The sequence below is a fragment of the Pseudomonas sp. S49 genome (assembly GCF_009866785.1).
GTDB lineage: Bacteria > Pseudomonadota > Gammaproteobacteria > Pseudomonadales > Pseudomonadaceae > Aquipseudomonas.
In genome coordinates, this window is record NZ_CP019432.1 from 3,693,975 (window position 1) to 3,715,044 (window position 21,070).

The window sequence follows — 21,070 nt, forward strand, 5'->3', positions numbered from 1 at the left end:
TGACCACTCTAAACCGCACGCCACCCGCCTGGCGAGAGCGAAAATGGTGGGAGCGAGCCTGCTCGCGAAAGTGATCGTTCGGTCGCCGGTTTCATTGATTGGACGAAAACGGTTGCCGCCCCTACTCCATACCGTATGTCGGATTTCAGCCCGCACCTGTCAGATCTGACAGGTGCGCAATCTCGCTTTTAGCCGTTCAATCACTCCGTCACCTTCCCGACCGGAGTCGTTGCCATGGCCAACCCCAACAAACCCCTGCTACTCGCGGAACTCGGCATTCCGGGTCGCAGCAAGGACCCGGTGTCGAAGGATCCCGATGTCTGGGGCATCAACATCGCCGCCGCGCTGGGCAACTTTCCGCTGCATGGCCTGCAGTGCCAGGCCGGCCCATGGGGGAATATGGCGAGTGGCGACAGGTTGACGATCTTTTGGGGCACCGGGCTGGACGCGGGGGGCAAGACCGTCCTCAAGGACGAGGTCGACACGCAATTGCGCATGTTCGTGCCTTCCCGGCACATGGTCGATGGTCAGTTCGCGGTGTCCTATGTCGTCAAGCCGTTGGGCGGCACGGATCAACCGTCTGAAGTCATGCAGGTACTGGTCAAGCTGACGCGCCCGGGCGGGCACGATAACAACGGTGACGGCGGGCATTCCAAGCTGATCATGATCATTCCCCAAGACATTCTTGACGGTGGCATCGACGAGGAGATTGCGAAAAAAGGCGTGCCGATCAGCATTGGCAAGGCCGATGGCACACCGCCCTACCCCTACGCCGCAGCCGGCGATATTTGTCGCGTGAGTTGGGGCGGGATCTTCGTGCTCAGTGAGCCGCTGACTCAGGAACAGGCCGAAGGCAAGGCCCCGATCATCATCAGCATCACGGAAGCGATCATCAAAGAGGCCGGTGATGCGCCCGGCGTAGCCGTGGTGTTCGAGGTGTACGACAAGGTCTTCAACCGTTCCGAGGACTGGAGCCCCGAACAGCGTGTGGTAGTGGCCGTTGATGCGACCCGGCTGATCGCGCCGTTGCTCAAGGAAACGCTGAACAACGTGCTGGATGTCGACCAACTGGGCGACGCTGACGGCACCGTGCAAATTATCGCCACAGACAAAGCCAGCTTCGAAATCGGTGACATCCCGTTTATCAGGATCAAGGGCACGCCGGTCGAAGGTGCGCCGATTGATCTGGAAGTAGAAGGCGCGGCGTTGACCAGCGTGCCGAGCATTATTGAAATCAAGGCCCCCAACGCCGTGCTGCGACAGTTGGCCAAGTCGCAGATCACTTTGTCATACCGTCTGAAAAAAGCCGACGGCACCGCCGATCTGAAATCGAAAAGCCAATTCATCCGCGCCATCGGCGAAGTCCAGCGACTGGCCGCGCCGATCATGCTGGACGAGGACTCCGGGGCGCTGGACCCGACGCTGGCCCAGGTGCGTCTCGAGATCCCCTTCGACAAATCCTTTGCCGAAGGCCAGGTCCTCAAGATATTCATGCTCGGCACGACGCCTGGTCTCAAACCTTACCTGCCTGACTTGCCTCTTCGCCTCATCACCCGCAACGACATCGTCGCAGCCAAACCGTTGTCGTACAGCATCGACGGCAAACACCTGGCCCCGGTCAACGGTGGCACGGCGGAGTTCTACTACCAGCAACTGCTCGCGGACGCGGTACTCGCCACGCTGGACAAGTACGCAGCCACCCGCGCCATTCGCGAGTCGATCCACACCGACATACTGCAAGTCGGCGAACCACGCCTGGAACTACCTGAACCGGTGGTGGCCGGCGTGGTGGACGGCGTTCTGCCAGCCGACACCGCCGGCACAACCCTGACCGTGCCGTACACCGAAACGGTCAAAGGCGATGAAGTCTTCATGTTCTGGATCGGCTCGATCACCGGCGAATACCCCGATTCGATCAAGCTGAACGAATTCACCGCCGGTAAGGAAGTACCGTTCACCATCCCGGCCGAGGAGATCAAGGGCAATGAAGGCGGGACGGTGATCGCCAGGTACGAAATCAAACGTGCGGATGGGCGGACGAGTTATGCCGAGCCGTTGGAGTTCAGTGTCGGGGTGGCGCTGGAAAACCCCTTGCCATTGCCACAAATGCCGGAAGCCACAGGCAATGGTGCCAGTGTGACCCTGGCGCCACTCGACGCCCAAGCGGGCGCCCGCGTGATCGTGGCCTACACCGGCATGAACGAAACACATAACATCAAACTGAGCATGCTCGGGACACCCGGCGTCGGCTCACCGGAAATCCCCGCCAAACCGGGCGTCGCCAGCGGCAGCGTCGAGTTCCTGATTCCCGCCGAAGCCATTGCGGCCAACATCGGCAATGAAACCAAAACCTTCACACTCAGCTACGAAGTCACGGCAGGCCAGACAATTCCATCTTTGCCTTTGACCGTCAGCGTCACGCCGCTGCCTGCGACAGAGCTGGACAAGATCAGCATTGAACAAGCCGAGGGCACGGTGCTGGATCTATCGAAGGTGACGTTGGGCGCAACGATTCTCGCTGGCGTCTGGGCGTTTATAGCCGCCAATCAGCGGGTAGGACTGAACCTCAAAGGTACGAAGAGTAACGGCGATGCCTTCCATCACGTGGTATGGCCGTGGCCCTCCTCCTACGTTAATCAAAACTGGTTCAACAGCGGTCAATACACACATACGCTGGCGTACAACGCCATCAAGGATCTGGCGGATGGCAGTCGGCTGGAGTTGCATTTCAAAGCGGCGCTGACGTTGAGTCGTGAGGAGGCTGAGGCGATTGATGCGCCGGTGAAGGTTTATACGATCAGGGCCGTGGAGGATATAGTGCCCACCATTGACTCGGTCAAAGGCACTCTAAGCAACGACGACATCCTCGATGGTGACATAACTGTTGAGACTGAACTCACACTGAAAGGCATGGCAAGCAAACTCCAAACAATCCATTTATTTGATAACAATACTCTTCAGGACACCCTTACTGTCGACGCAGAAGGCATCTGGTCGACTTCATATACAGCTGGCGTGGGAAATCACAAAATTACTGCTCAAGGAGATTACGGCAGCAATCCGACTTCAACAGCGTATAACTTTGAAGTGATACCAGAAGAATATTTAACGTTCAAAAATGCACCTTACACTGCGGCTCCTGCAGGACGCATCAAGGATATCAAGCTACAACTACGCACTGTGGTTGGTGACAACCCCGTCACGGGAATAGTCACCCTAACACTACCTGATGGGTTTCTTTATGCTGATGGAGGATGTGGCGAGCGCGAGTTCAGCACTGGCTCAGATGGAGTCCTGACTATTTCGTCAATTAAAGCCCCCATAATCAGTGGAGACTTCTCGCTGACTGCCGAAAGACTAAAACTAAAAGCAGCGGCCACAACAACGGTAACAAAACTTGGCGAAGCAAGAAAAATAGTTTTGGAAAAAGAACCATGGGGTTTGGCCCTGAGCGACGACGGCACGCGACTTTACATAACCACTGGCAATAGCGGTTCACTGTTTGTGATTGACACATCAAACTACGAAACCATTAAAAAACATGCAAACCTGACAGGCAATCGCGGAATAGCGTTAGATAAAAACGAACGATATTCATATATCGGCAATTTCGCCCACAACTCTGTCACTCAACTAGAATTACACTCAGGCGCACATACAAAAGTAATTTCCGCCCAAAAACTGATTACCGACGTTATCTTGAGCGCGGACGACAGCAAACTTTATACCTGCAACAGATCAAGCAACAGCATAAGTATAATAACCTTGCATGACTTAAAGTCCGTTCACGTCACGGTAGGTTTCGCCCCAAGAAAACTGGCTATGAGTCCGGATCAAGCTTATGTCTATGCAAGCAATACGGAAAGTAACTTTATATCTGCAATAAATACCGATTCCGGCTTGGCAACCTCTATTGCTATAGCGGCAACCAGTCATGACATAGCATTCAGTCCTGACGGCGATTTTGCTTATGCCGTCACTACGTCTGGCGTCGCGGTAATTGACACTAAACAACAAAAACAAATCAACTTCATTGAAGATGTTGGCGGCTGGGGTATATCGGTCAGCCCAGATGGAAAGTCTTTAAGTGTTTGTAACCAAGCTAATAACTCTGTGAGGACCATCAGCCTTCCATCCGGTGTGTTGGGGCCTGCCAAAACGGTCGGAACTGATCCTCGCCAACTCATTCATAGCAAAGACGGTAGTCGACTCTACGTCTGCAATTACGGTGAAAACACGATAAGTGTCATAGAGATTTAAGGTTTGACCAGTTTGCATTCTGTGGAGAGTCTGATATCTGGACACGTAATTTGGGGACGGATTTATTTAACCAGTGATTTAAACAGCGGGGCTTGATCGGGATTTTTCTGCTGAACGGGATGGCCCTTTCGCGAGCAAGCTCGCTCCCACAGGGAAACGCATTCCAAATGTGAGAGTAAGCTTGCTCGCGAAAGGGTCGTCAGGTTTGGCGCAATTCTTTGATTTAAACGAAGGCGTTTAAAAGACACTTGCAGATACGGTCTCCAGGTTACAAACCCTTGCGCCGTTACCTACAGCCAAGCCAGAATCCGCCGGCTTGTGCGCCTTGGGGTCGGGTTCTATTGTGGTGCGGTCGCTGACGAATCAGCGATCGGGTTTCGCAGCCCGGACCAATCAAGGCGCACAGCGCTCCCAATCGTTGCTATCAAGATTTATGCAACGGTGCTTCATGGCGGCTGTGCGCGGGATACCTTCGGGTATGCCGGGTACCTTGATTCCCGGTCTGCGAACCTGCGTACAGCTGCCACCTCTCTTCGTTTCGCAGCGAAATGTGGCGGCTCCAACAATCAAGGAGCTTCACCATGATCAAACCAACACCCAACCCTCCCGAAACCGACCCCACCTCCCCCTACGAATCCCTCGATTCGAAAAAACTCCACGAAGCCGCCGACCGCGCCCTCGATCACTACCTCTGCCACCCGGCTCCACGCCGCCACCGCGCAAGACCCGCCGGATGTACGCCGTCACCGCCGACTTCAAAAACGAAGAACTGCTGGCCGATGCCAGCGAAACGCTCGCTTGCGCCAGAACCATCGCCCATGACTTCGCCCACCTCATACCCGCGTCACAGCGCAGGACGCTACTGGGGATCGCGCAACTGATCATGCTGGGCGAACCGGCGGTGAATCGGGTGATGGATAATCTGGAGTTGCCGCAGTAGCGCCTCCTCCCGATGATCGTTCCCACAGCTGCGTTTGCACCGCAGAATGTGTGGGAACGGGCTTGCCCCCGCAGGCTGAATGACAGGCGCAGCAATCTTCAGACAAACGAAACCCGCCGTTCCGACTCATCGGGGCGGCGGTTTTGTTTTTGTGTCGAGTTTGTCGATGCGTCGGCTGTCAGGCTGGCATCGCTGGCAAACCAGCTTCCACAGGGTTCGCGGTGTGCCCACATCTCATCAGTGATGATAGTCATCGCCAGCAGGCTGGTTTCCACGGGAATCTCGCTCAGGGCTGGAACCATTCGTGGCGTTCGTTGAAGGTGTGGTGGATCAGGTCAGTCAGGGTCTGCACTTCAGCCACATTCTGTGAGTCAGCATTGACGGCCAGCCACGCCTGCAATTGCATGGGTTCGGCGAATAATCCGGGTAGCGCAATCAGACCACGATCAAACCGGCTCATATACGCCGGCAGCAAACCTATGCACGCGCTGCAGCGAATCATCTCCAGCATCAATTCATAAGACTGCATTTGCACCACGCCGGCCAGACGCTGTTCAACCAGTTCATTCCACGGACGAAAGCTGTCGATCTGCCGATCGTGCTGCCATTGCACGAGCATGAAATCGGCGAGGTCGTCGGGGGTGTCCGGGCGGGCGGTGACGCGGGAGTAGCGTTTGGCGATGTGTGGCAGGTAGTCGAGGCGCGCCAGCGCTTGCGGTTCGCTGGTGGCGAAGGTCGGGCCGGGGTGCGGGGTTTCGCCATGGGCCAGCCACAGCACGATGTCGGCGCTGACGGCGCGCAGGGACAGTTCGCTGTCCAGCGCGATGATTTCCAGACGTACGCTGGCGTTGCGGCGCAGCAGTGCGATGAGGTCGCGGCCGAGGATGTCGTGCAGGATCGATTCGGCGACAGCCAGGCGAATCAATGGTTGTTCGATCACCGGGTGTTTGCGTTCGTTGGCCAGCGTCACCAGTTTGGCCTGCAATTGCTGGCCTTCGCGGGTCAGGCTCAGGGCACTGCCTTGAAAGCTGAACAGCGTGTGTTGCAGTAAATGCTCAAGCTGCGCGAGTTGTTTGCGCAGCAAGGTCGAGCGCACGTTGAGGCTGCGTGCGGCTTGCATGAAACAGCCGCAGCGGGCGCTGACCAGGAAGTATTGGACGACGTCGGCGTCGATGGTCGCGGCGTGTGCGAGCCACGGTTCGCTGTTGTCGTGTGGCCAGTGGTAATCGGGGTTGCCCTGTCGTCCTGCGGGTTCGGTGAATGACATCGATGACTCCCTGTCGATCTTTGTATTTGTCTTACGCAGCTCCCTGTAGGAGTGAGCCTGCTCGCGATAGCGTCCGGTCAGTTGACATTGACTAACCTGACCCACCGCTATCGCGAGCAGGCTCACTCCTACAGGGGGGTTGTGGTGTAGGTGAAATCAGTGTTTTTCCTCGAGGACTTTGTTGAGTTCAGCGCCGTCGATGCTCAGTGTTGCGGTGTTGAGCATGCCGTCCAGATAGGCTTGGGCGATTTGCTCCTGGCGTTGCGCACGCAAGGCCTGGGTCATTTGATCGCGCAGTTCATCGAGGGTTGCGGTACGGGCGGGTTGTTGCTCGGTGAGCTTGATCACATGGAACCCGGCGGCACTTTGGACGGGATCAGAGACTGCGCCAACCTTGAGCCGCGCCACGGCGCTTCGCACTTCCGGCACCAATTGCTGCAACGGTTGCAGACCGCTATCGCCGCCGCGTTCAGCGGTGACGCGATCCTGCGAATATTGAGTCGCCAGCGCGGCAAATTCCGCAGGCGTCGCCTGGGCTTTTTTGCTCAGGTCAAGCGCCTGCTTGCGCACCGATTCAAGATTCTGCGGATCATTGACGCCGAGGAAAATCTGACTGACCCGATACAACGCCGGGGTCTGCCAGCTTGCCTTGCCCGCGTCATAAGCCTGCTGCAATTCCGCTGCACTCGGATAATCCGCCGGCACCTGGCTGACCGAACGCAAGTAATCACGGAACACAATCTGCTCAGTCGCCGCACGGGTCTGCCGTGCCACGTCCGGGCGCTGCGCCCAACCTTGGGCATCGGCCTGCTCCAGCACCGCTTTCTCGGCCAGACGTGTGCGAATCCAGCGTTCCAGTGCCTCACGATTGCCGCGCAGTTGCTCGCGGGTCTCCGCTGGCACCGTCGCCAGCAACGTCTGAAGTTCCGCAGGGGTTACTTGCTGATTGCCCAAGCGCGCCACCGCCGGCCCCGTTGCAACCGTCGCCAGCGGTGACGATTGCTGGGCGGCGACCGGGTCACTGCCCGGCCGCACCACCAGCGCCACGGCCACCACCAACAGCGCCACCGCAGCGGCGCTGATCACCATGGCAGGCTTTTTCACAGCGCGACTTCCTCTTGCTCGGCAACGGCGACTTTGGCGGTCTGCGCGCCGCCGTTCTGGGTGAAGTCACGCAGATAAACGATGAACTCCTGCAACAGGCGATCCCACAATTCGAGGTTGCCGCGCAGGTGATCGTTGCTCACGCCCGCCGCCACCACCACATCCATTTCCATCACCAGAAACTCGCCCTGCAACGACAACCGGGCAAAACGACGGCTGGCGTTCCACTGCTCGGCCACACCCTGTGGCAACTCACCCTGCACCCGCAGCGCACAGCTGAAAGTGAAATCGACGTAGCTGCCCTGCTCCACCGCCGGATTACCAAAGCGCACGGCGTAGCCGATGCCCTGGCTGGCGCTGAGCAACTGAACAATACCGTTCTGCTCGGTTTCGTTGACGCGATAACCCGCAGCTTGCAGGACTTCGGTCAGGGATTTTGGTGATACGTGGCTGATCAATTGAGTCATTGTTTCTTCCTTGTTCATCAGTGTGCGAGCGCGGCTTGCGGCGCGTCGAATTGAGTCTTGTAGAGCTCGTCACCGAACCCCTGAGCCAGTTCATCGAACTTGACCCGGGCGCTGCCCGCGAAGGGCTGGCGGATCTTCATCACCTCGGCCACATCGATGTTTTCGTAGGCAGTGAGGATCTGCTTGGCGACGCCGTACATCTGCTGATTCTTGACTGAACATTGCTGCACTTGTGTGTCACGTTCAGCCAATTGCGCTTGAAGCTTAGACCGTTCTGCCTCTTTGGCACGGGCCATGACCAGCAACTCGTCATAGGCCTTTTTGAACTTGCCGGTCTGCTCGGCGCTGGCCGCCACTTGTGCCTGCGCCTGGCTGTGCAGGCTCTGTTGCTGCCCGGCGAGCTGCTCGGCAACGCCTTTGACCTTGGCCAGTTCGGCAGTCAATTGCTTGATTTGCGCCTGCGCAGCCTTGGCTTCGTTTTGCGCCGCCAATTGCGCGGCGCTGGCCTGGGCCTGCTGACTTTGCAGGGCCTGCAACTGTTGCGTGGTGCTGCGCAATTGCGTGCGCAGGCGTTCTTCCATGCCTTCGGCGTTCGCACCGGTAGCGCACAACAAGCCGAGGCTCAGCCACAACAAACGCGTTTTCATAACCCTCTCCCGGCGCCTTAGAAGCGCGTGTTGATCTCAAGCTGCAAGACGTCGATGTCGAACGGCGCGCCGTACACCGCTTCGGTGCTCATCCAGCGACCGGTGGCATAAACGTTCTTCGCCAGACCGTAGTTGCCGCCGATGAAATAACCCTTGGCGTTGGTGCCGCCGAGGTGGAACGAGGAGTCGTTGAAGCCGTCCGGCAAGGCATCGGGCTGGATGTACTTGTAGCCAGCGAACATGTTCCAGTCGCCCTGCTTTTTCAGGTCCAGCGCGCTGCCGAGGGTGAACTGCACCATCCACGCATTGGCGCCGCTTTCGATGTCGCCGTTGCTGTCGAGGTTGTTGACGATCTGCCCGGCCGAGCGCTTGCGCATGTCGCCTTCGTCGTAGGCGAGGTTGTGGATGTAGTTGCCTTGGCTGCGCAGCTTGAAGTCTTCTGGCAGGTCGGCGTCCCACACCACGTTCAGATCCAGCAGGTTGAATTCCGAAGCGAGGCCAACAAACTGCGGTTGCGGCGTGGTGGTCGGGTTGAGCGGGTTCGGCGTGATGTCGCGCAGCAGGAACACGCTGTTGCCCTTCTGCATGAATGCCGCACGGCTGCCGTCGCTGTCGCAACCCGGTGCGCCGGCCCACGGTTCGCAAGGGCTGGAACGCTGGCCTTGAATGTCGTCGAAACGGTAGTAAGCCAGCGCGCCTTTCAAGCGGTTGTTGCTGTTGATCGCCCATTTGGCGCCAATCTGCGCGCCGTACAACCACTTGTTGTCGCTCTCTTCCTTGTCGAAGCCGTTGCTGCTGGCGGTGTCGTTGGTGTAGTCCACCGGGAACGCGCCGACGGTGCCGAACACGCCCCAATCGCGATTGAGTTTGTGGTCGAAAATCGCCGCCACGCCGTCGAAATTCAAGTCGTTGGAATAGAGCATGTCGGTGGACATGAACGGGTTGGCGAAGCGCCCACCGGTCAGGGTCAATTCATCCGTAGGCTTCCAGTTGAGGTAGCCCTGATCGAGCCAGATATCCTTCTTGGCGAAGCCGCCGCCGAGGTTTTGCGTGGTCGACACCGGGTTGTTGTCCGAGCCGGTGCCGATACGAATACCGGCAGTCCATTGCGGCGAGATCTCGGCTTTCATGCCCAGCCGTGCGCGGATGCGGAACTGGTTGGTGCGGTCTTCGCGGGTGTTGAGCAACGGCGGCAGATTGGTGCTGCTGTTGGGGTTTACGTCGTACGGGCCGTTGTTGTTAAGCTTGGCGAAGTCGACGATCTCGTTGCTGTTGCTGTCCGAGTAGTAGCGCGATTCATTGCGCAAGCGAATGTCGCCGTCGAAACTGATGCGCGCCGCCCATTCCGGGAAGCTGTTGGGCGCGGCCCAGTTTTCCTGTTTGGCAGTGGCCATGACTTCGGCTTTGACCTGGTCGCGGATCTGGTCGCGCACCGCTGCCGGCACGTATTGCACACGGACATCGCCCGGCGCCGCCACTGGCCCGGCCGCCACGGCGGTGGATGCCGCAGCTTGTTTGGCCTGCGCCGCTTCGTTCTGCGCCTGGGCGATCAGTGCGTCAGCCTTGTCCTGCTTCAGAATGCCCTGCTCGACCAGCAAGCGGATCAGATTGATCGTGGCGTTCTCCGAGGGCGCAGGCGCTGCCACGGCCTGACCGACCAGGGTCGCAATGACCATGCCGACCGCCAGGGACAATCGATTCACGTTGGAAATCATCTGCACACAACTCCTTTTGGCAAAGCGTAAATAAGTGAATTAACCCGGACGCCGCCCTTGCAGGGACAGGCGCACAGGCAACGTGATGGAGGCCGGTGGCCGTTCGCTCAGCGCCGGGGCACCGCGCAGCGCCGCCAGCACCTGGGTATCTATTTCGGGGTTGCCGCTGGACTTGATCAGCTCGACCCGGGTGATCTCGCCAACGCTGCTCAGCCAGACATCGGCCTGCAGCGAAAACGCAAGGTTGCGCAGTTCGGGGTTTTCACGCAGCAAGCGCTGGAAGGTGAACGCCAGAAACTGGCTGTACGTCCCCGTGCCCAAACGTCCGCCGCCAGCTCCGGCCATGCCGCCACCCTTGCCCGCGCCGATGTTGAAGGCGTCGCTGCCGCTTTGAGCATCGCCGTCCATTTGCATCGGGTTGGCCAGATCGTCCGCCGGTGATGGCGGCGCTTCTTCCTCGGGCTTGACCTCTTCCGGCTCCGGCGTTGGCTCCGGCTCGACGACTTTCTCTTCCACCGGGGTTTCCGGCTCCGGTGGTTTTTCCGGCGGCGGAGGTGGCGGTGGCGGCAACGGAATGATCGTCGGCACCTTCGGCGCTTCGCGGCGGATGCCGCTCATGTCATTGGCCCACTGCCACAAAAACCACGCAGCGAGCGCGCCGATCAGCAATCCGGCGCCCCACTTCGCATAACGCAGCGCTGGCTTTTTCACCGGCAGCGGCTCGATCGGGAGTTGTGCGGTCATGACTCAGCCCTGACTCGGTTTGCCGGTCACAAGACCGACCTGGGACAGTTCGAGCCGGCGCAACAGATCCAGCACTTCGATGACTTTCTGGTATTGCACCGTGGCGTCGCCGCGCACGATCACCGGGAAATCCGGGCTCTGCGCCTTCTCGATGCGCAGGCGCTCTTCCAGTTCGGCCAGCGTCACCGGGTAGGCGTCTAGGAACACCTGCCCGCCGTCATTCACCGAAATCGCCTTGGTCTTGGCTTCGGACAGCGACACGGAGGCGCTGGCCTTGGGCAGGTTGATCTGGATCCCCGAGACCTGCGCGGTGGCGGTGAGGATGAACATCACCAGCACCACCATCAGCACGTCGACCAGCGGGGTGATGTTGATGCTGTCCACTGCTGCATCTTCATCATCGTCGTGGGAGGCATTTACGGACGCCATGTCAGTGCTCCTCAGGCCGGTAGAGAGTGGTTGGCGTGATGGCCGCGATGCGACGACTCACTGAACTGACTCTCGCCGTGCATCTCCGCCAGACGGGTGATGAACTCATCGACGAACACGCGCATGTCAGCGCTGACTTCCTTGTTGCGGGTAATCAGGCGGTTGTAGCCAAACAGCGCCGGGATCGCGACGAACAGGCCCATTGCCGTGGCCAACAACGCGGCGGCCATACCGGGAGCGATGGCGTTGATGTTGACGTCGCCGGCCATCGCCGTGCCGAGGAACACCACCATGATCCCCAGCACCGTACCGAGCAGGCCGATGTATGGGCCGCCGGCGATGGCGTTGGACAGGGTCGAGAGTTTCGAACTCAGTTGCTGGTTTTCCCGGGTACGTACGCCGTCCATCGAGCAGCGGATCGCTTCGATGGTCGCCGCTGAAACCGAGGAGGTATCGGCGCCCTGCTCGCGACGGGTACGGATTTCTTTGACCGCCACCAGGTACAGGCGCCACAGCGACGAATGCTGCAATCGCTGGGCGAGTTGCGCATCGTCGGCGAACATTTCCAGACGCGTGCCGACCTTGGCGAACTGCACGCGGAAGTCTTCGTTGGCGGCAGACACGCGACTGAGGCTGCGGTTCTTGCGCAGCATGATGATCCACGACTGGAACATCATCAGCACCAGCACGGCGATGATCACCCAGGCGTCGATTGGCACCGCGTTGAGCAGGAAGCCGAGGCTGCCGAAACCGAACCCGGATTGCTCTTCATCGACGCCGTAAGCGACCAGTTTCGACTCGGCGCCTTGCGAGGTGGCGTCGGCCAGCAACAGCGCTGCCGGGCGTGAAACCTTCGACAGGCGCAATTCATCGATAGCGCCCACAAACGGCTGGAACGGACCTTCGTGCACGTCAGCACCGATGGCCATGACCGAGTTGAAGGCCGGCATCGCCTGGGCGAGCGTGGCCGCTTCGCGACCGTTGATGAACAGGGTCACTTTCGCGCCTTCAGCGGTCAGCGCGACGTGCTGCCATTGGCCGGGATTGAGCGCTTGCGTGGCGACAGCGCGTTGGCCATCGATTTCCACGAACGGCACGCCTTGGTTGGCGCCGATCAGCAAACTGTTGGCGCCTTCGCGGCGAGCGAGAATCAGTTGCTCGCCATTAGCCTGATCCAGACGCAACCAGGCACTGAAGGTGAACGCACTGCCCGCATTGTGTTGCAACGAAGGACTGGCCGGCAGCAACAACGGCTGGCTGCTGAACTGCAACGCGCGCCCTACTACACCGTCAATCACCGCACCGGTCGCGCTTTGCGCGGTATTGCCGTAGGCCGTGGTGTCTTTGGCCGGGGTGCCGGTGGCGCCGTCGAAGTGATACAGCGCGGTGTAATTCGGATCAAAGGTCAGTTGGCCGTTGCCGGTCGCCGGCGCCTTCTGATTGCCGTAGTACATCCAGATGTCCTGGCGCTGACCGCCCTCGACATTTGGCACATCGACCCAGATCAGCGCCATGCCCATCAGCGCGTCGAAGCTTTCGATCTGGTGGTTGAGCACAGTCTTGTCATCGGCAGCGACGAAGCGCAGATCGGCGCCGTCCTCTTTCACCCCGTCGAAGGTGAAATTGCCAGTGTGCAGGCGCACCAGCAGCGCGGTGCGGCCAAGGGCCTGATTGATCGCCGCGCCTTGTGGCGTGGTGTCGACGGCGATCTGTTTGCGGTAGTGCCAGTCGTCCTGCCACCAGGCCTGAGCCGTGGCCGGGAGCACGAAGCCCAGGCAGATCAACAACGAAAGGAAGAGGCGCTGCATGAACGTGCTCCTTGTCAGAAAGTGGCTTGAAGGTTGAAGTGCAGGCGCGATTCCTGTTTCGAGGTGTTCGGCCCTTCGAGTAGCGGGTAGCCCCAGTCGAGGCTGCCGGACAGCCATTTGCTCAGGCTGGCGCGGGTGCCGAGGCCGACACTGGCCAGGGCGTAATTGGCGTCCTGATCCGGCAGTTCGTCGCGCAGGTAAAGTTGTGCGCCTTCGGCAAAGGCGTAGAAACGCCAGTCCTGTATCCACGTGCCGGCGTACTTGGCCAGCGACGGCGTGCGCACTTCCTGACTGAGCAGCAAGCCGTCATCGCCGGTGCGTTCGGCGGCCAGATAGCCGCGCACCGAGGTGGCGCCGCCGGCGGAGAATTGTTCGTTGGAAACCAATGGCCCGGACGCCAACTGGAATGCTGCTTTGCTTGCGCTTTGCCAGTCGCTGTCGAAGGTCCAGGTGTAATTCGTATCGCCCTTGAGCACGGCGAAACTCGGTTTGGCGCGGTAGCGTTTGTAGTCGAAATCTTCGTCGGAACTGCCGTAGCCGAAAATGCTGCGAGTGGCGGCGACCAGGCTCAGGCCGAGGCCGAGCTGGCTCTTCTCGGTGTAGCGATAGCCGTTGTAGGCGAAGGTGAACGGCGCATATTGCAACGGGACTTTGTCGCTCTCACCGGACAGGGTCAGGCGTTCGTCGAAGTCCTTGAAGTCGATGCCGGCCGACAGCGAGTTCGACCAGTTGCCGCTCGATGGCAGCGTGTAAATCGCCGACACACCATAGGAATGGCCCTTGCCGAGTACGTTGCTGCCACCGATGGTGGCGACGTTGCTGTCGGACTGGTAACCGGAGAACTGCACGCTCCAGCGATCGGTCAGCGGCGCGGTGTAGGAGCCGGACCAGACCTTGGCGTTGTCGGTTTCCTGCGGCGCAGTGAAGAACGTCAGGTTGACGCTATGGCCGAGTTGCCAGAGGTTGTTGTAGCCGAGGCTAGTGACCGTGCGCAGCTTCTCGGTGTCGGCGCTGTAATCGTTGTTGAGGCCAACACTGGCGGTCCACGGGTTCTGGTCTTCTACCTGCAAATCGACGTCCATGGTGCCGGGGCGCTGACCCTCGCGCACCAGCGGCATCACTTGCCGGCCCGGGGTTTTGTTCAACTGGGCCAGTTCGCCCTGAACCTTGGCGAAGTCCGGTACCTCGCCTTCTTTCAGCGCCGGGACGTCGTCGCGAATATCCAGCGGCGAATAGTGTTTGGCGCCGACCACGCGCACCCGGCCGACCTTGGTTTCGCTGACTTGCAAGTAGACGATGCCGTCGGCCACCGCTTGCTCCGGCAGCTCGACGAACACCGATTGATAGCCACGCTCCTGATAGGCCTTCTGCAAGGCGTCCCGCGCGCCTTCGATATCGCTGAGGGCTTTTTGCGGGCCGAGAAACGGGTACACCGCTTCTTCAATGGCCCGCGCATCGAGCACGGTGTTGCCGCGCACGAAGTATTCGTTGACGTCGACCAGACGCTGGGCCGCCGCGTTGTTGGCGGCCTCTTCGGCCAATGCCGGCTGCGCGCCCGCCGTCACCAGCAGCCAGCCCCACAGCGCCAGCCGTGACTTGAAAATCGGTTCCACACTACCCCCTGAATTCGCGATGACCTGTTGGCGTTTCGAACGCCGCGTGTATGGCGTCAATTGCTGGCTGTCGAGGCACAGGCGTGCTTGCCCAGCCACGTGTGCAAAAGCGCGAAGTTCAACGAGAACTCGGGCATTTGCAGCAACGCGCCGCAGAACACTTCGCCAATGATTTTTTGAATGAGCAGCACCGCCCGTGGCTCGTTGAGCAGCGTGGCGATGTCGCGACTGAGGGCGTTGAAGCTCCAGACTTTCTGGTTCAGGCCAAGACCGACGAACCAGCGGAACAGCAGGTTGTAGTTGAGCTGTTCATACAGTTGCTGTTCGCTGGGCACCGAATAGAGCAGTTGCAGGAGCAGGATGTGCATCACCGTTTGCGCGGGGATCAGCATGCCGGGTTCGGCATTGAGGTCGTGCAGGAGCTCGCGGTGGGCATCGAGCAAGTCGTCGATCTGCGGGCGCAGCAACACCAGCGAATGGCCCGGCGGGATGTAGCTGGAAACCTCTTTCAAGGCGCCCTGCCAGTCATCCTGCGAGACAATCCAGACCCACGGCGCGCCGTAGCGATACACCGAAACCGGCTTCTTGCGCGCGGCTTCGACGATCTTCGACAGGCGTTGATCGAGTTCCTGCATGCCCACTTTCGAGTAGCGTTCCATAGTCCCCATTGCCTCACTCCCGGCGTCCCGCCTCGGCTTGTGAAAAGCGCCCTGTTGGGCCCCTCAAGCGCGTTACATAGGCATGACCGGACTGGCGATGTGCTACCGAACTTTTGTCATAAAAGCTTCATTACAGAATTGATCGGGATTTAACAGACAACACAAAACCCTGTAGGAGCGAGCCTGCTCGCGAAAGCGGTGTGCCAGTCAATTAGAAGGTGACTGACGGGACGCTTTCGCGAGCAGGCTCGCTCCCACAAGGGGATTGTTTGTGGTTGGAAGTCAGGTGTAGACGGGCCAGGTGTCGACGATCTTGCCGTTGCGCACGGCGAGCAGATCGCCGAATTGCAGGAGCACGGCTTCGGTCTGGGTCGGGCGCAGGAAGACTTGATCTTCGATGGTCAGGCCGACGGCGCTGGAGCCATTGACCATTTCCTGATTGGAGCTGCGGCCATACACGCCGTTGCTTTGCAGACCAGCGGGCGATTCGAACTCGGCCATCCAGTTGCCGCCATAGATGAAGAAAGCCTGACGCTGATTCGCGTCCCACCACGAGAACAGTTTTGACTTGTCATCCAGCGCCGGGATGTTCACAGCCCCCGTGCTTTTTAGAACTGGCGTGGCGATGTAGGTCGCGGGCACATGCGCGGTGAGCGATGGCAAATCATAGTGCGTCGGTTTGAGCATCGCCGTGCCCACAGAAACCTCGGTACTCAGTTTCTCGTTTTCGTGAATGCGATAACTCGGGCTGCCCGCGGTGTTCAGGCACAAACCGTCATGCCACAACACGGGAAATTGCTGCCGGGTGAAATCGACGCAGCGCTGATAAATCACCATGACCTTGGCGAACAGCTCCTCGGGCGAGCCGAGAACTCCCGGCACGCCCATGCCCACGAATGGGTCGTAACCCATGAACCCGGCGAATTCCAGATGCTGCGGGTTGGCGCTGATCAGCGTGAGCATTTGCCCAAGGACATTCACATCACTGACGCCGCCACGATGCAGGCCGACATCCAGTTCGATGTTGATGCGCATCCGTGTGCCCAAGCCCTGCGCCAACGCAAGGTATTGCTGCAAACGTTCAGGACTGTCGAGCAGCCATTGCAGTTGCTTCGCGGGATCGAACGGGCCTTTGTGGGATTGATAAAACAGCTCTGCCGAACGCACCGGCAATGGCTTGCCGAGCAGAATGTCGGACTGCGGAAAAACCTGTGCATCGTGATTGAGAAACGGCTGATGAAACGACATCAGCTTCTGCGTTCCGGCACGTTGTGCGATGTAGCTCAACAGCCCCGGTGACGGCAGCGACTTCTCCACCAGACGCAATTGTTTGCCGCCGCGCTTGACCGATTGCATCACCACATCAATGTTGTGATCGAGACGATCGAGATCGATGAGCAGCACCGGACGCATTGGCCCGTTGTCCTTCAATTCTTTGTTCAGCGCGCGGAAATAGTCGCTGTACGGCGCGCCGTGATCCCCTGGGCGCAACCACGCGCCAACACCGACCAAGAGAGCGCCGACACCCAACGTACCGAGAAGAAAGTTACGTCGATTGACCGCCATCAACTCACCCCCAGAATCGACGCCAGATGCGCATTGAGAAAGCGTCCGCTCGGATCCAGCGCCTGGCGCACGTCGACAAACTCGCGCCAGCGCGGATACAGCGGTTGCAGGTTCTTTGCGTTGAGCGTGTGCAATTTGCCCCAGTGCGGCCGGCCGTTGTACTTCCAGAAGATCGGTTCGACCGCCGCAAAGAAGTTGTGATGATCCATCTGATAATGCTGGTGCACCGAGATCGAACAGCTGTCGCGGCCCTCGAACATGCTCAACGCAATGTTATCCGCCTTGACGTAGCGGTACTCGATGGGAAACCAGGTGCGCAGATCCTTATCCTGGATCAGCTTGAGGATTTCGCGCAGGCAGGCCGGGCCGTGTTCGGCGGGTACCGAATATTCCATTTCGTTGAAACGCACGGTGCGCACGTTGGCGTAGATGTCGAACGAGTCGCCGACGCGGTCATCGAAACTGGCCAGATGGCGCAGGCTGTTGAGCAGCGTGCGGCGCAGGTCGGGAAAGTCGCTGCCGTACTTGTCGATCTTTTCGATCAGGGTGACGAACTCGTTGCCGCCCTCTTCTTCCGGACTGATCGGCGGCGTGGCCGGGTCGTCGGTTTCGTTGAGGGCGATGGACAAGGCGTAATCGGAATGGGTGACGACGAGCATTTCCCAGTGTTGGTTTTCACGGGTGTTGTTGTCGAGGTCTTCGAGCAGTTCTTCGGTTTTGGCGATCCATTGGCGCTCGCGCAGGCGATAGGCCGGACGGTTTTGCAGACGGATTTTTGTTGCCACACCGAGGGCACCGAGGGACACGCGCGCGGCATTGAAGACTTCAGAATGACGCTGACTGTCGCAGTCGAGCACCTCGCCATTGGCGGTCACCAGTTGCATGCCGCAGACGTGCGCCGAGTAGGACTGGAAGTTTTTGCCGGTGCCGTGGGTCGACGTGGCAATCGCGCCGGCCAGGGTCTGATAATCGATGTCGGCCATGTTTTGCAGGGCCTGGCCGATGTCTTTCAACGGCTGGCCCATGCGTGACATCGGCGTACCGGCGGCAAATTCGGCTTGTAAGGTTTTCGCGTCATGATCGAGCAGGCCGGTGAAGTAACTCAGCGACAAGAGTGTGCCGTCGGTGGGCACCAAAGCGCTGAACGAGTGCGCCGAGCCGACCGGGCGGATCTTGCCTTGCGCCTGCTGGATAGCGGCCACCAGTTCATCAAGATTCTTCGGCGCCAGTCGCGCCGCCGGCAGGCAACTCTGCCCGCCCGACCAGTTGCGCCACGGAATCAAACGCGGCGCACGCATCAATTGGCCCAATGCCGGGTGGCTCGCCAACGCACTGAACGCACCGACGATGCTTGCCCGTTGCAACAACTGACGCCGTGTCAGATCCATCGTCATGCCGGGCACCTTATTGAGGGAGGGGCTGGTCGGCCATGAAGCCGATCAGTTGCAGGAATTGCTCTTCGCTGCACTCGACACACTGGCCCATCGGCGGCATGCCGTTGTAGCCGTTGATGGCGTGGTCGAGCAGCGTGTCGGCGCCCTGCCGGATGCGCGGTTCCCAGGCTTTGCGGTCGCCGGTCAGTGGTGCGTTGGCCGCCGGGTTGGCGTGGCAGAGCTGGCAGCTGTTGGTGTAGATCTGCGCCAGTGCCGGGTCTTTGGGCATGGCGTTGTTGTGGATGGTGGCCGGGGGTTTGGGGTCTTCGCCGCAGCCGGGCAGCGCCACGGCCAACGCCAGCAGTAGAGTGAGTCGGATTGCCCGCATAACGGCCTCGCTTATTGTTGTGCTCACACCTTAAGGCAGCGGCTGCTACGGGTTGAGGGCATTGCGGGACAGCGAGGGGGGCAAACGGGGCCAGCCCTCTCCCCCGATGATCGTTCCCACGCTCTGCGTGGGAATGCCTCAAGGGACGCTCCGCGTTCCAATGGGACGCAGAGCGTCCCGGGCTGCATTCCCACGCGGAGCGTGGGAACGATCAGGCCAGCGGTTTCGTGCTCTCCTTAAAGCTCTGTTTTGCGCCTCTGCGTGACATTCGGGTGACATTTGCGGGTTTAAATTCCGGCGCATTCAGGCGTATAACCTGTGAAGGCTTTTTGATCTGCATACGGACATCAACACGGGGTAGCGACATGACCACAACAAACATCCTTGGCAACCTGTTCCCTTCTGTCAGCGACATCCCGGAAAAATACCGCCTCGACGCTCAGGTCGAGCAACGCGAATATCTGGTCGACGGCCAGTTGCGCCGTTGGGACGGCCCGCTTGCCACCGTGCGCAGCCCGGTCTATCTGAAAGGTGACAACGGCGACGAACAAGTGATTCTCGGCAGCACGCCGCTGCTCGATGCCGACACCGCCCTCACCGCCCTCGACGCCGCCGTACGTGCCTACGACCGTGGCCAGGGCCTGTGGCCGACCATGCGCGTGGCCGAACGCATCCAGCACGTCGAAGCCTTCCTTGGCCGCATGCGCCAACAGCGCGATGCCGTGGTGAAGCTGTTGATGTGGGAGATCGGCAAGAACCTCAAGGACTCGGAAAAAGAGTTCGACCGCACCTGTGACTACATCGTCGACACCATCAATGCACTCAAGGAACTCGACCGCCGCTCCAGCCGTTTCGAGCTGGAACAGGACACCCTCGGGCAGATCCGCCGCGTGCCGCTCGGCGTCGCCCTGTGCATGGGCCCTTACAACTATCCGCTGAACGAAACCTTCACCACGCTGATCCCGGCATTGATCATGGGCAACACCGTGGTGTTCAAACCGGCCAAGCTCGGCGTGCTGCTGATCCGTCCTCTGCTGGAAGCGTTCCGCGACAGCTTTCCGACCGGTGTTATCAACGTGATCTACGGCAGCGGCCGGGAAACCGTCAGCGCCTTGATGGCCAGCGGCAAGATCGACATCTTCGCCTTTATCGGCACCAACAAGGCCGCCAGCGACCTGAAGAAACTCCACCCGAAACCTCACCGCTTGCGCGCTGCGCTGGGGCTGGATGCGAAGAACCCCGGCATCGTCTTGCCGGAAGTCGATCTGGACAACGCCGTCAGCGAAGCGGTCACCGGTTCACTGTCGTTCAACGGCCAGCGCTGCACCGCGCTGAAAATCCTCTTCGTCCACGAAGACGTGGTTGACAGCTTCATCGAAAAATTCAACGCCAAACTGGCCACGCTGAAACCGGGCATGCCGTGGGACAGCGGTGTGTCGCTGACGCCGTTGCCGGAGTCGGGCAAGGTCGATTATCTGCATGGTCTGGTGGCGGATGCGCGCAGCAAAGGCGCCGAAGTGGTCAACCCCAATGGCGGCGAATCACGAGAGTCGTTCTTCTACCCGGCGGTGCTGTACCCGGTGAACCCGCAAATGCGCGTCTATCAGGAAGAGCAATTCGGCCCGGTGGTGCCGATCGTGCCTTACCGCCATCTCGATACCGTGATCGACTATGTGCTGGAGTCGGATTTTGGCCAGCAACTGAGCATCTTCGGCACCAACCCGGTGGCGGTCGGCCGTCTGGTCGACACCTTTGCCAACCAGGTCGGGCGGATCAACCTCAACGCGCAATGCCAACGCGGTCCGGACACCTATCCGTTCAATGGCCGCAAGAATTCGGCGGAAGGCACGCTGTCGGTACACGATGCGTTGCGGGTGTTCTCGATCCGTACGCTGGTGGCGACCAAGTTCCAGGACAGCAACAAGGACCTGATCAGCGAGATCATTCGCGGACGTGATTCGAGCTTCCTGACCACCGATTACATCTTCTGATCGACTGTCACCGGAATCGTGAATAAGCAAAAAGACGACGGCATCCGCTTCTGATCCAAAGTCGCCAAGCGCCCGGCAAATCAGTGGCTACACTGATGC

Annotated in this window: 15 protein-coding genes and 2 pseudogenes; 3 read left to right on the forward strand and 14 right to left on the reverse strand. The window is 59.6% G+C overall.

Annotated elements, in window-relative coordinates:
* Nucleotides 1–234: 234 nt before the first annotated feature.
* Both PspS49_RS16225 and PspS49_RS16230 read left to right on the forward strand, forming a co-directional pair.
* Nucleotides 235–4,260: a YncE family protein gene (locus tag PspS49_RS16225; RefSeq protein ID WP_160040365.1), complete on the forward strand. Its 4,026-nt coding sequence runs from the start codon at nt 235–237 to the stop codon at nt 4,258–4,260.
* A 581-nt stretch (nt 4,261–4,841) separates the two neighbouring features.
* Nucleotides 4,842–5,200 (forward strand): annotated as a pseudogene (locus tag PspS49_RS16230) (hypothetical protein).
* A gap of 98 nt (nt 5,201–5,298) precedes the next feature.
* On the opposite strand, the gene PspS49_RS16235 reads toward PspS49_RS16230, so the two are convergent.
* The 14 genes and pseudogenes from PspS49_RS16235 to PspS49_RS16300 all read right to left on the reverse strand — a co-directional run bounded on the left by PspS49_RS16235 (nt 5,299) and on the right by PspS49_RS16300 (nt 18,980).
* A complete protein-coding gene (locus PspS49_RS16235; RefSeq protein ID WP_160040368.1) occupies nt 5,299–5,475 on the reverse strand; it encodes a hypothetical protein in 177 nt (58 codons plus the stop codon).
* A gap of 11 nt (nt 5,476–5,486) precedes the next feature.
* Entirely contained in the window at nt 5,487–6,467 is a 981-nt protein-coding gene (locus PspS49_RS16240; protein WP_160040371.1) for a LysR family transcriptional regulator, read from the reverse strand.
* A 156-nt stretch (nt 6,468–6,623) separates the two neighbouring features.
* Nucleotides 6,624–7,571, reverse strand: a complete 948-nt coding sequence (locus PspS49_RS16245) for a peptidylprolyl isomerase (RefSeq protein ID WP_160040374.1) — start codon at nt 7,569–7,571, stop codon at nt 6,624–6,626.
* Entirely contained in the window at nt 7,568–8,038 is a 471-nt protein-coding gene (locus tag PspS49_RS16250; RefSeq protein WP_160040376.1) for a YbjN domain-containing protein, read from the reverse strand. The genes PspS49_RS16245 and PspS49_RS16250 overlap by 4 nt, the downstream gene beginning before the upstream one ends.
* 17 nt (nt 8,039–8,055) lie before the next feature.
* A complete protein-coding gene (locus PspS49_RS16255) occupies nt 8,056–8,685 on the reverse strand; it encodes a DNA repair protein (protein ID WP_160040378.1) in 630 nt (209 codons plus the stop codon).
* A 17-nt stretch (nt 8,686–8,702) separates the two neighbouring features.
* Entirely contained in the window at nt 8,703–10,400 is a 1,698-nt protein-coding gene (locus PspS49_RS16260; RefSeq protein ID WP_095112037.1) for a putative porin, read from the reverse strand.
* Between the two features lie 39 nt (nt 10,401–10,439).
* Nucleotides 10,440–11,144: an energy transducer TonB gene (locus PspS49_RS16265; RefSeq protein WP_137216818.1), complete on the reverse strand. Its 705-nt coding sequence runs from the start codon at nt 11,142–11,144 to the stop codon at nt 10,440–10,442.
* A 3-nt stretch (nt 11,145–11,147) separates the two neighbouring features.
* Nucleotides 11,148–11,573, reverse strand: coding sequence for a biopolymer transporter ExbD (locus PspS49_RS16270; RefSeq protein ID WP_007915482.1), 426 nt, complete (start codon nt 11,571–11,573; stop codon nt 11,148–11,150).
* Nucleotides 11,574–11,584: 11 nt separating this feature from the next.
* Nucleotides 11,585–13,381 carry a MotA/TolQ/ExbB proton channel family protein gene (locus PspS49_RS16275; RefSeq protein ID WP_160040381.1) on the reverse strand — a complete coding sequence of 599 codons (1,797 nt, stop codon included), beginning with the start codon at nt 13,379–13,381 and terminating at the stop codon, nt 11,585–11,587.
* Nucleotides 13,382–13,395: 14 nt separating this feature from the next.
* Nucleotides 13,396–14,994: a ShlB/FhaC/HecB family hemolysin secretion/activation protein gene (locus tag PspS49_RS16280; RefSeq protein WP_160040384.1), complete on the reverse strand. Its 1,599-nt coding sequence runs from the start codon at nt 14,992–14,994 to the stop codon at nt 13,396–13,398.
* 56 nt (nt 14,995–15,050) lie between these two features.
* A pseudogene (locus PspS49_RS30000) lies at nt 15,051–15,380 on the reverse strand (transposase); the annotation flags it as partial.
* A 555-nt stretch (nt 15,381–15,935) separates the two neighbouring features.
* On the reverse strand, nt 15,936–17,144 hold the full coding sequence (locus PspS49_RS16290; RefSeq protein ID WP_174245123.1) for a DSD1 family PLP-dependent enzyme: 1,209 nt from the start codon (nt 17,142–17,144) through the stop codon (nt 15,936–15,938).
* 74 nt (nt 17,145–17,218) lie between these two features.
* Nucleotides 17,219–18,547, reverse strand: a complete 1,329-nt coding sequence (locus tag PspS49_RS16295; protein WP_174245124.1) for a D-arabinono-1,4-lactone oxidase — start codon at nt 18,545–18,547, stop codon at nt 17,219–17,221.
* 76 nt (nt 18,548–18,623) lie between these two features.
* Nucleotides 18,624–18,980: a c-type cytochrome gene (locus PspS49_RS16300; RefSeq protein WP_127928084.1), complete on the reverse strand. Its 357-nt coding sequence runs from the start codon at nt 18,978–18,980 to the stop codon at nt 18,624–18,626.
* 365 nt (nt 18,981–19,345) lie between these two features.
* On the opposite strand from PspS49_RS16300, the gene PspS49_RS16305 reads away from it, so the two are divergent.
* Nucleotides 19,346–20,971, forward strand: a complete 1,626-nt coding sequence (locus PspS49_RS16305; protein WP_150751057.1) for an NADP-dependent glyceraldehyde-3-phosphate dehydrogenase — start codon at nt 19,346–19,348, stop codon at nt 20,969–20,971.
* The last annotated feature ends 99 nt before the right edge of the window (nt 20,972–21,070 follow it).

Bases quoted from the DNA above. Each gene is read 5' to 3' on its own strand.
- PspS49_RS16270 (WP_007915482.1), bottom strand. From the start codon at position 11,573: ATGGCGTCCGTAAATGCCTCCCACGACGATGATGAAGATGCAGCAGTG.
- PspS49_RS16255 (WP_160040378.1), bottom strand. From the start codon at position 8,685: ATGAAAACGCGTTTGTTGTGGCTGAGCCTCGGCTTGTTGTGCGCTACC.
- PspS49_RS16305 (WP_150751057.1), top strand. From the start codon at position 19,346: ATGACCACAACAAACATCCTTGGCAACCTGTTCCCTTCTGTCAGCGAC.
- PspS49_RS16225 (WP_160040365.1), top strand. From the start codon at position 235: ATGGCCAACCCCAACAAACCCCTGCTACTCGCGGAACTCGGCATTCCG.
- PspS49_RS16260 (WP_095112037.1), bottom strand. From the start codon at position 10,400: ATGATTTCCAACGTGAATCGATTGTCCCTGGCGGTCGGCATGGTCATT.
- PspS49_RS16275 (WP_160040381.1), bottom strand. From the start codon at position 13,381: ATGCAGCGCCTCTTCCTTTCGTTGTTGATCTGCCTGGGCTTCGTGCTC.
- PspS49_RS16265 (WP_137216818.1), bottom strand. From the start codon at position 11,144: ATGACCGCACAACTCCCGATCGAGCCGCTGCCGGTGAAAAAGCCAGCG.
- PspS49_RS16300 (WP_127928084.1), bottom strand. From the start codon at position 18,980: ATGCGGGCAATCCGACTCACTCTACTGCTGGCGTTGGCCGTGGCGCTG.
- PspS49_RS16250 (WP_160040376.1), bottom strand. From the start codon at position 8,038: ATGACTCAATTGATCAGCCACGTATCACCAAAATCCCTGACCGAAGTC.
- PspS49_RS16240 (WP_160040371.1), bottom strand. From the start codon at position 6,467: ATGTCATTCACCGAACCCGCAGGACGACAGGGCAACCCCGATTACCAC.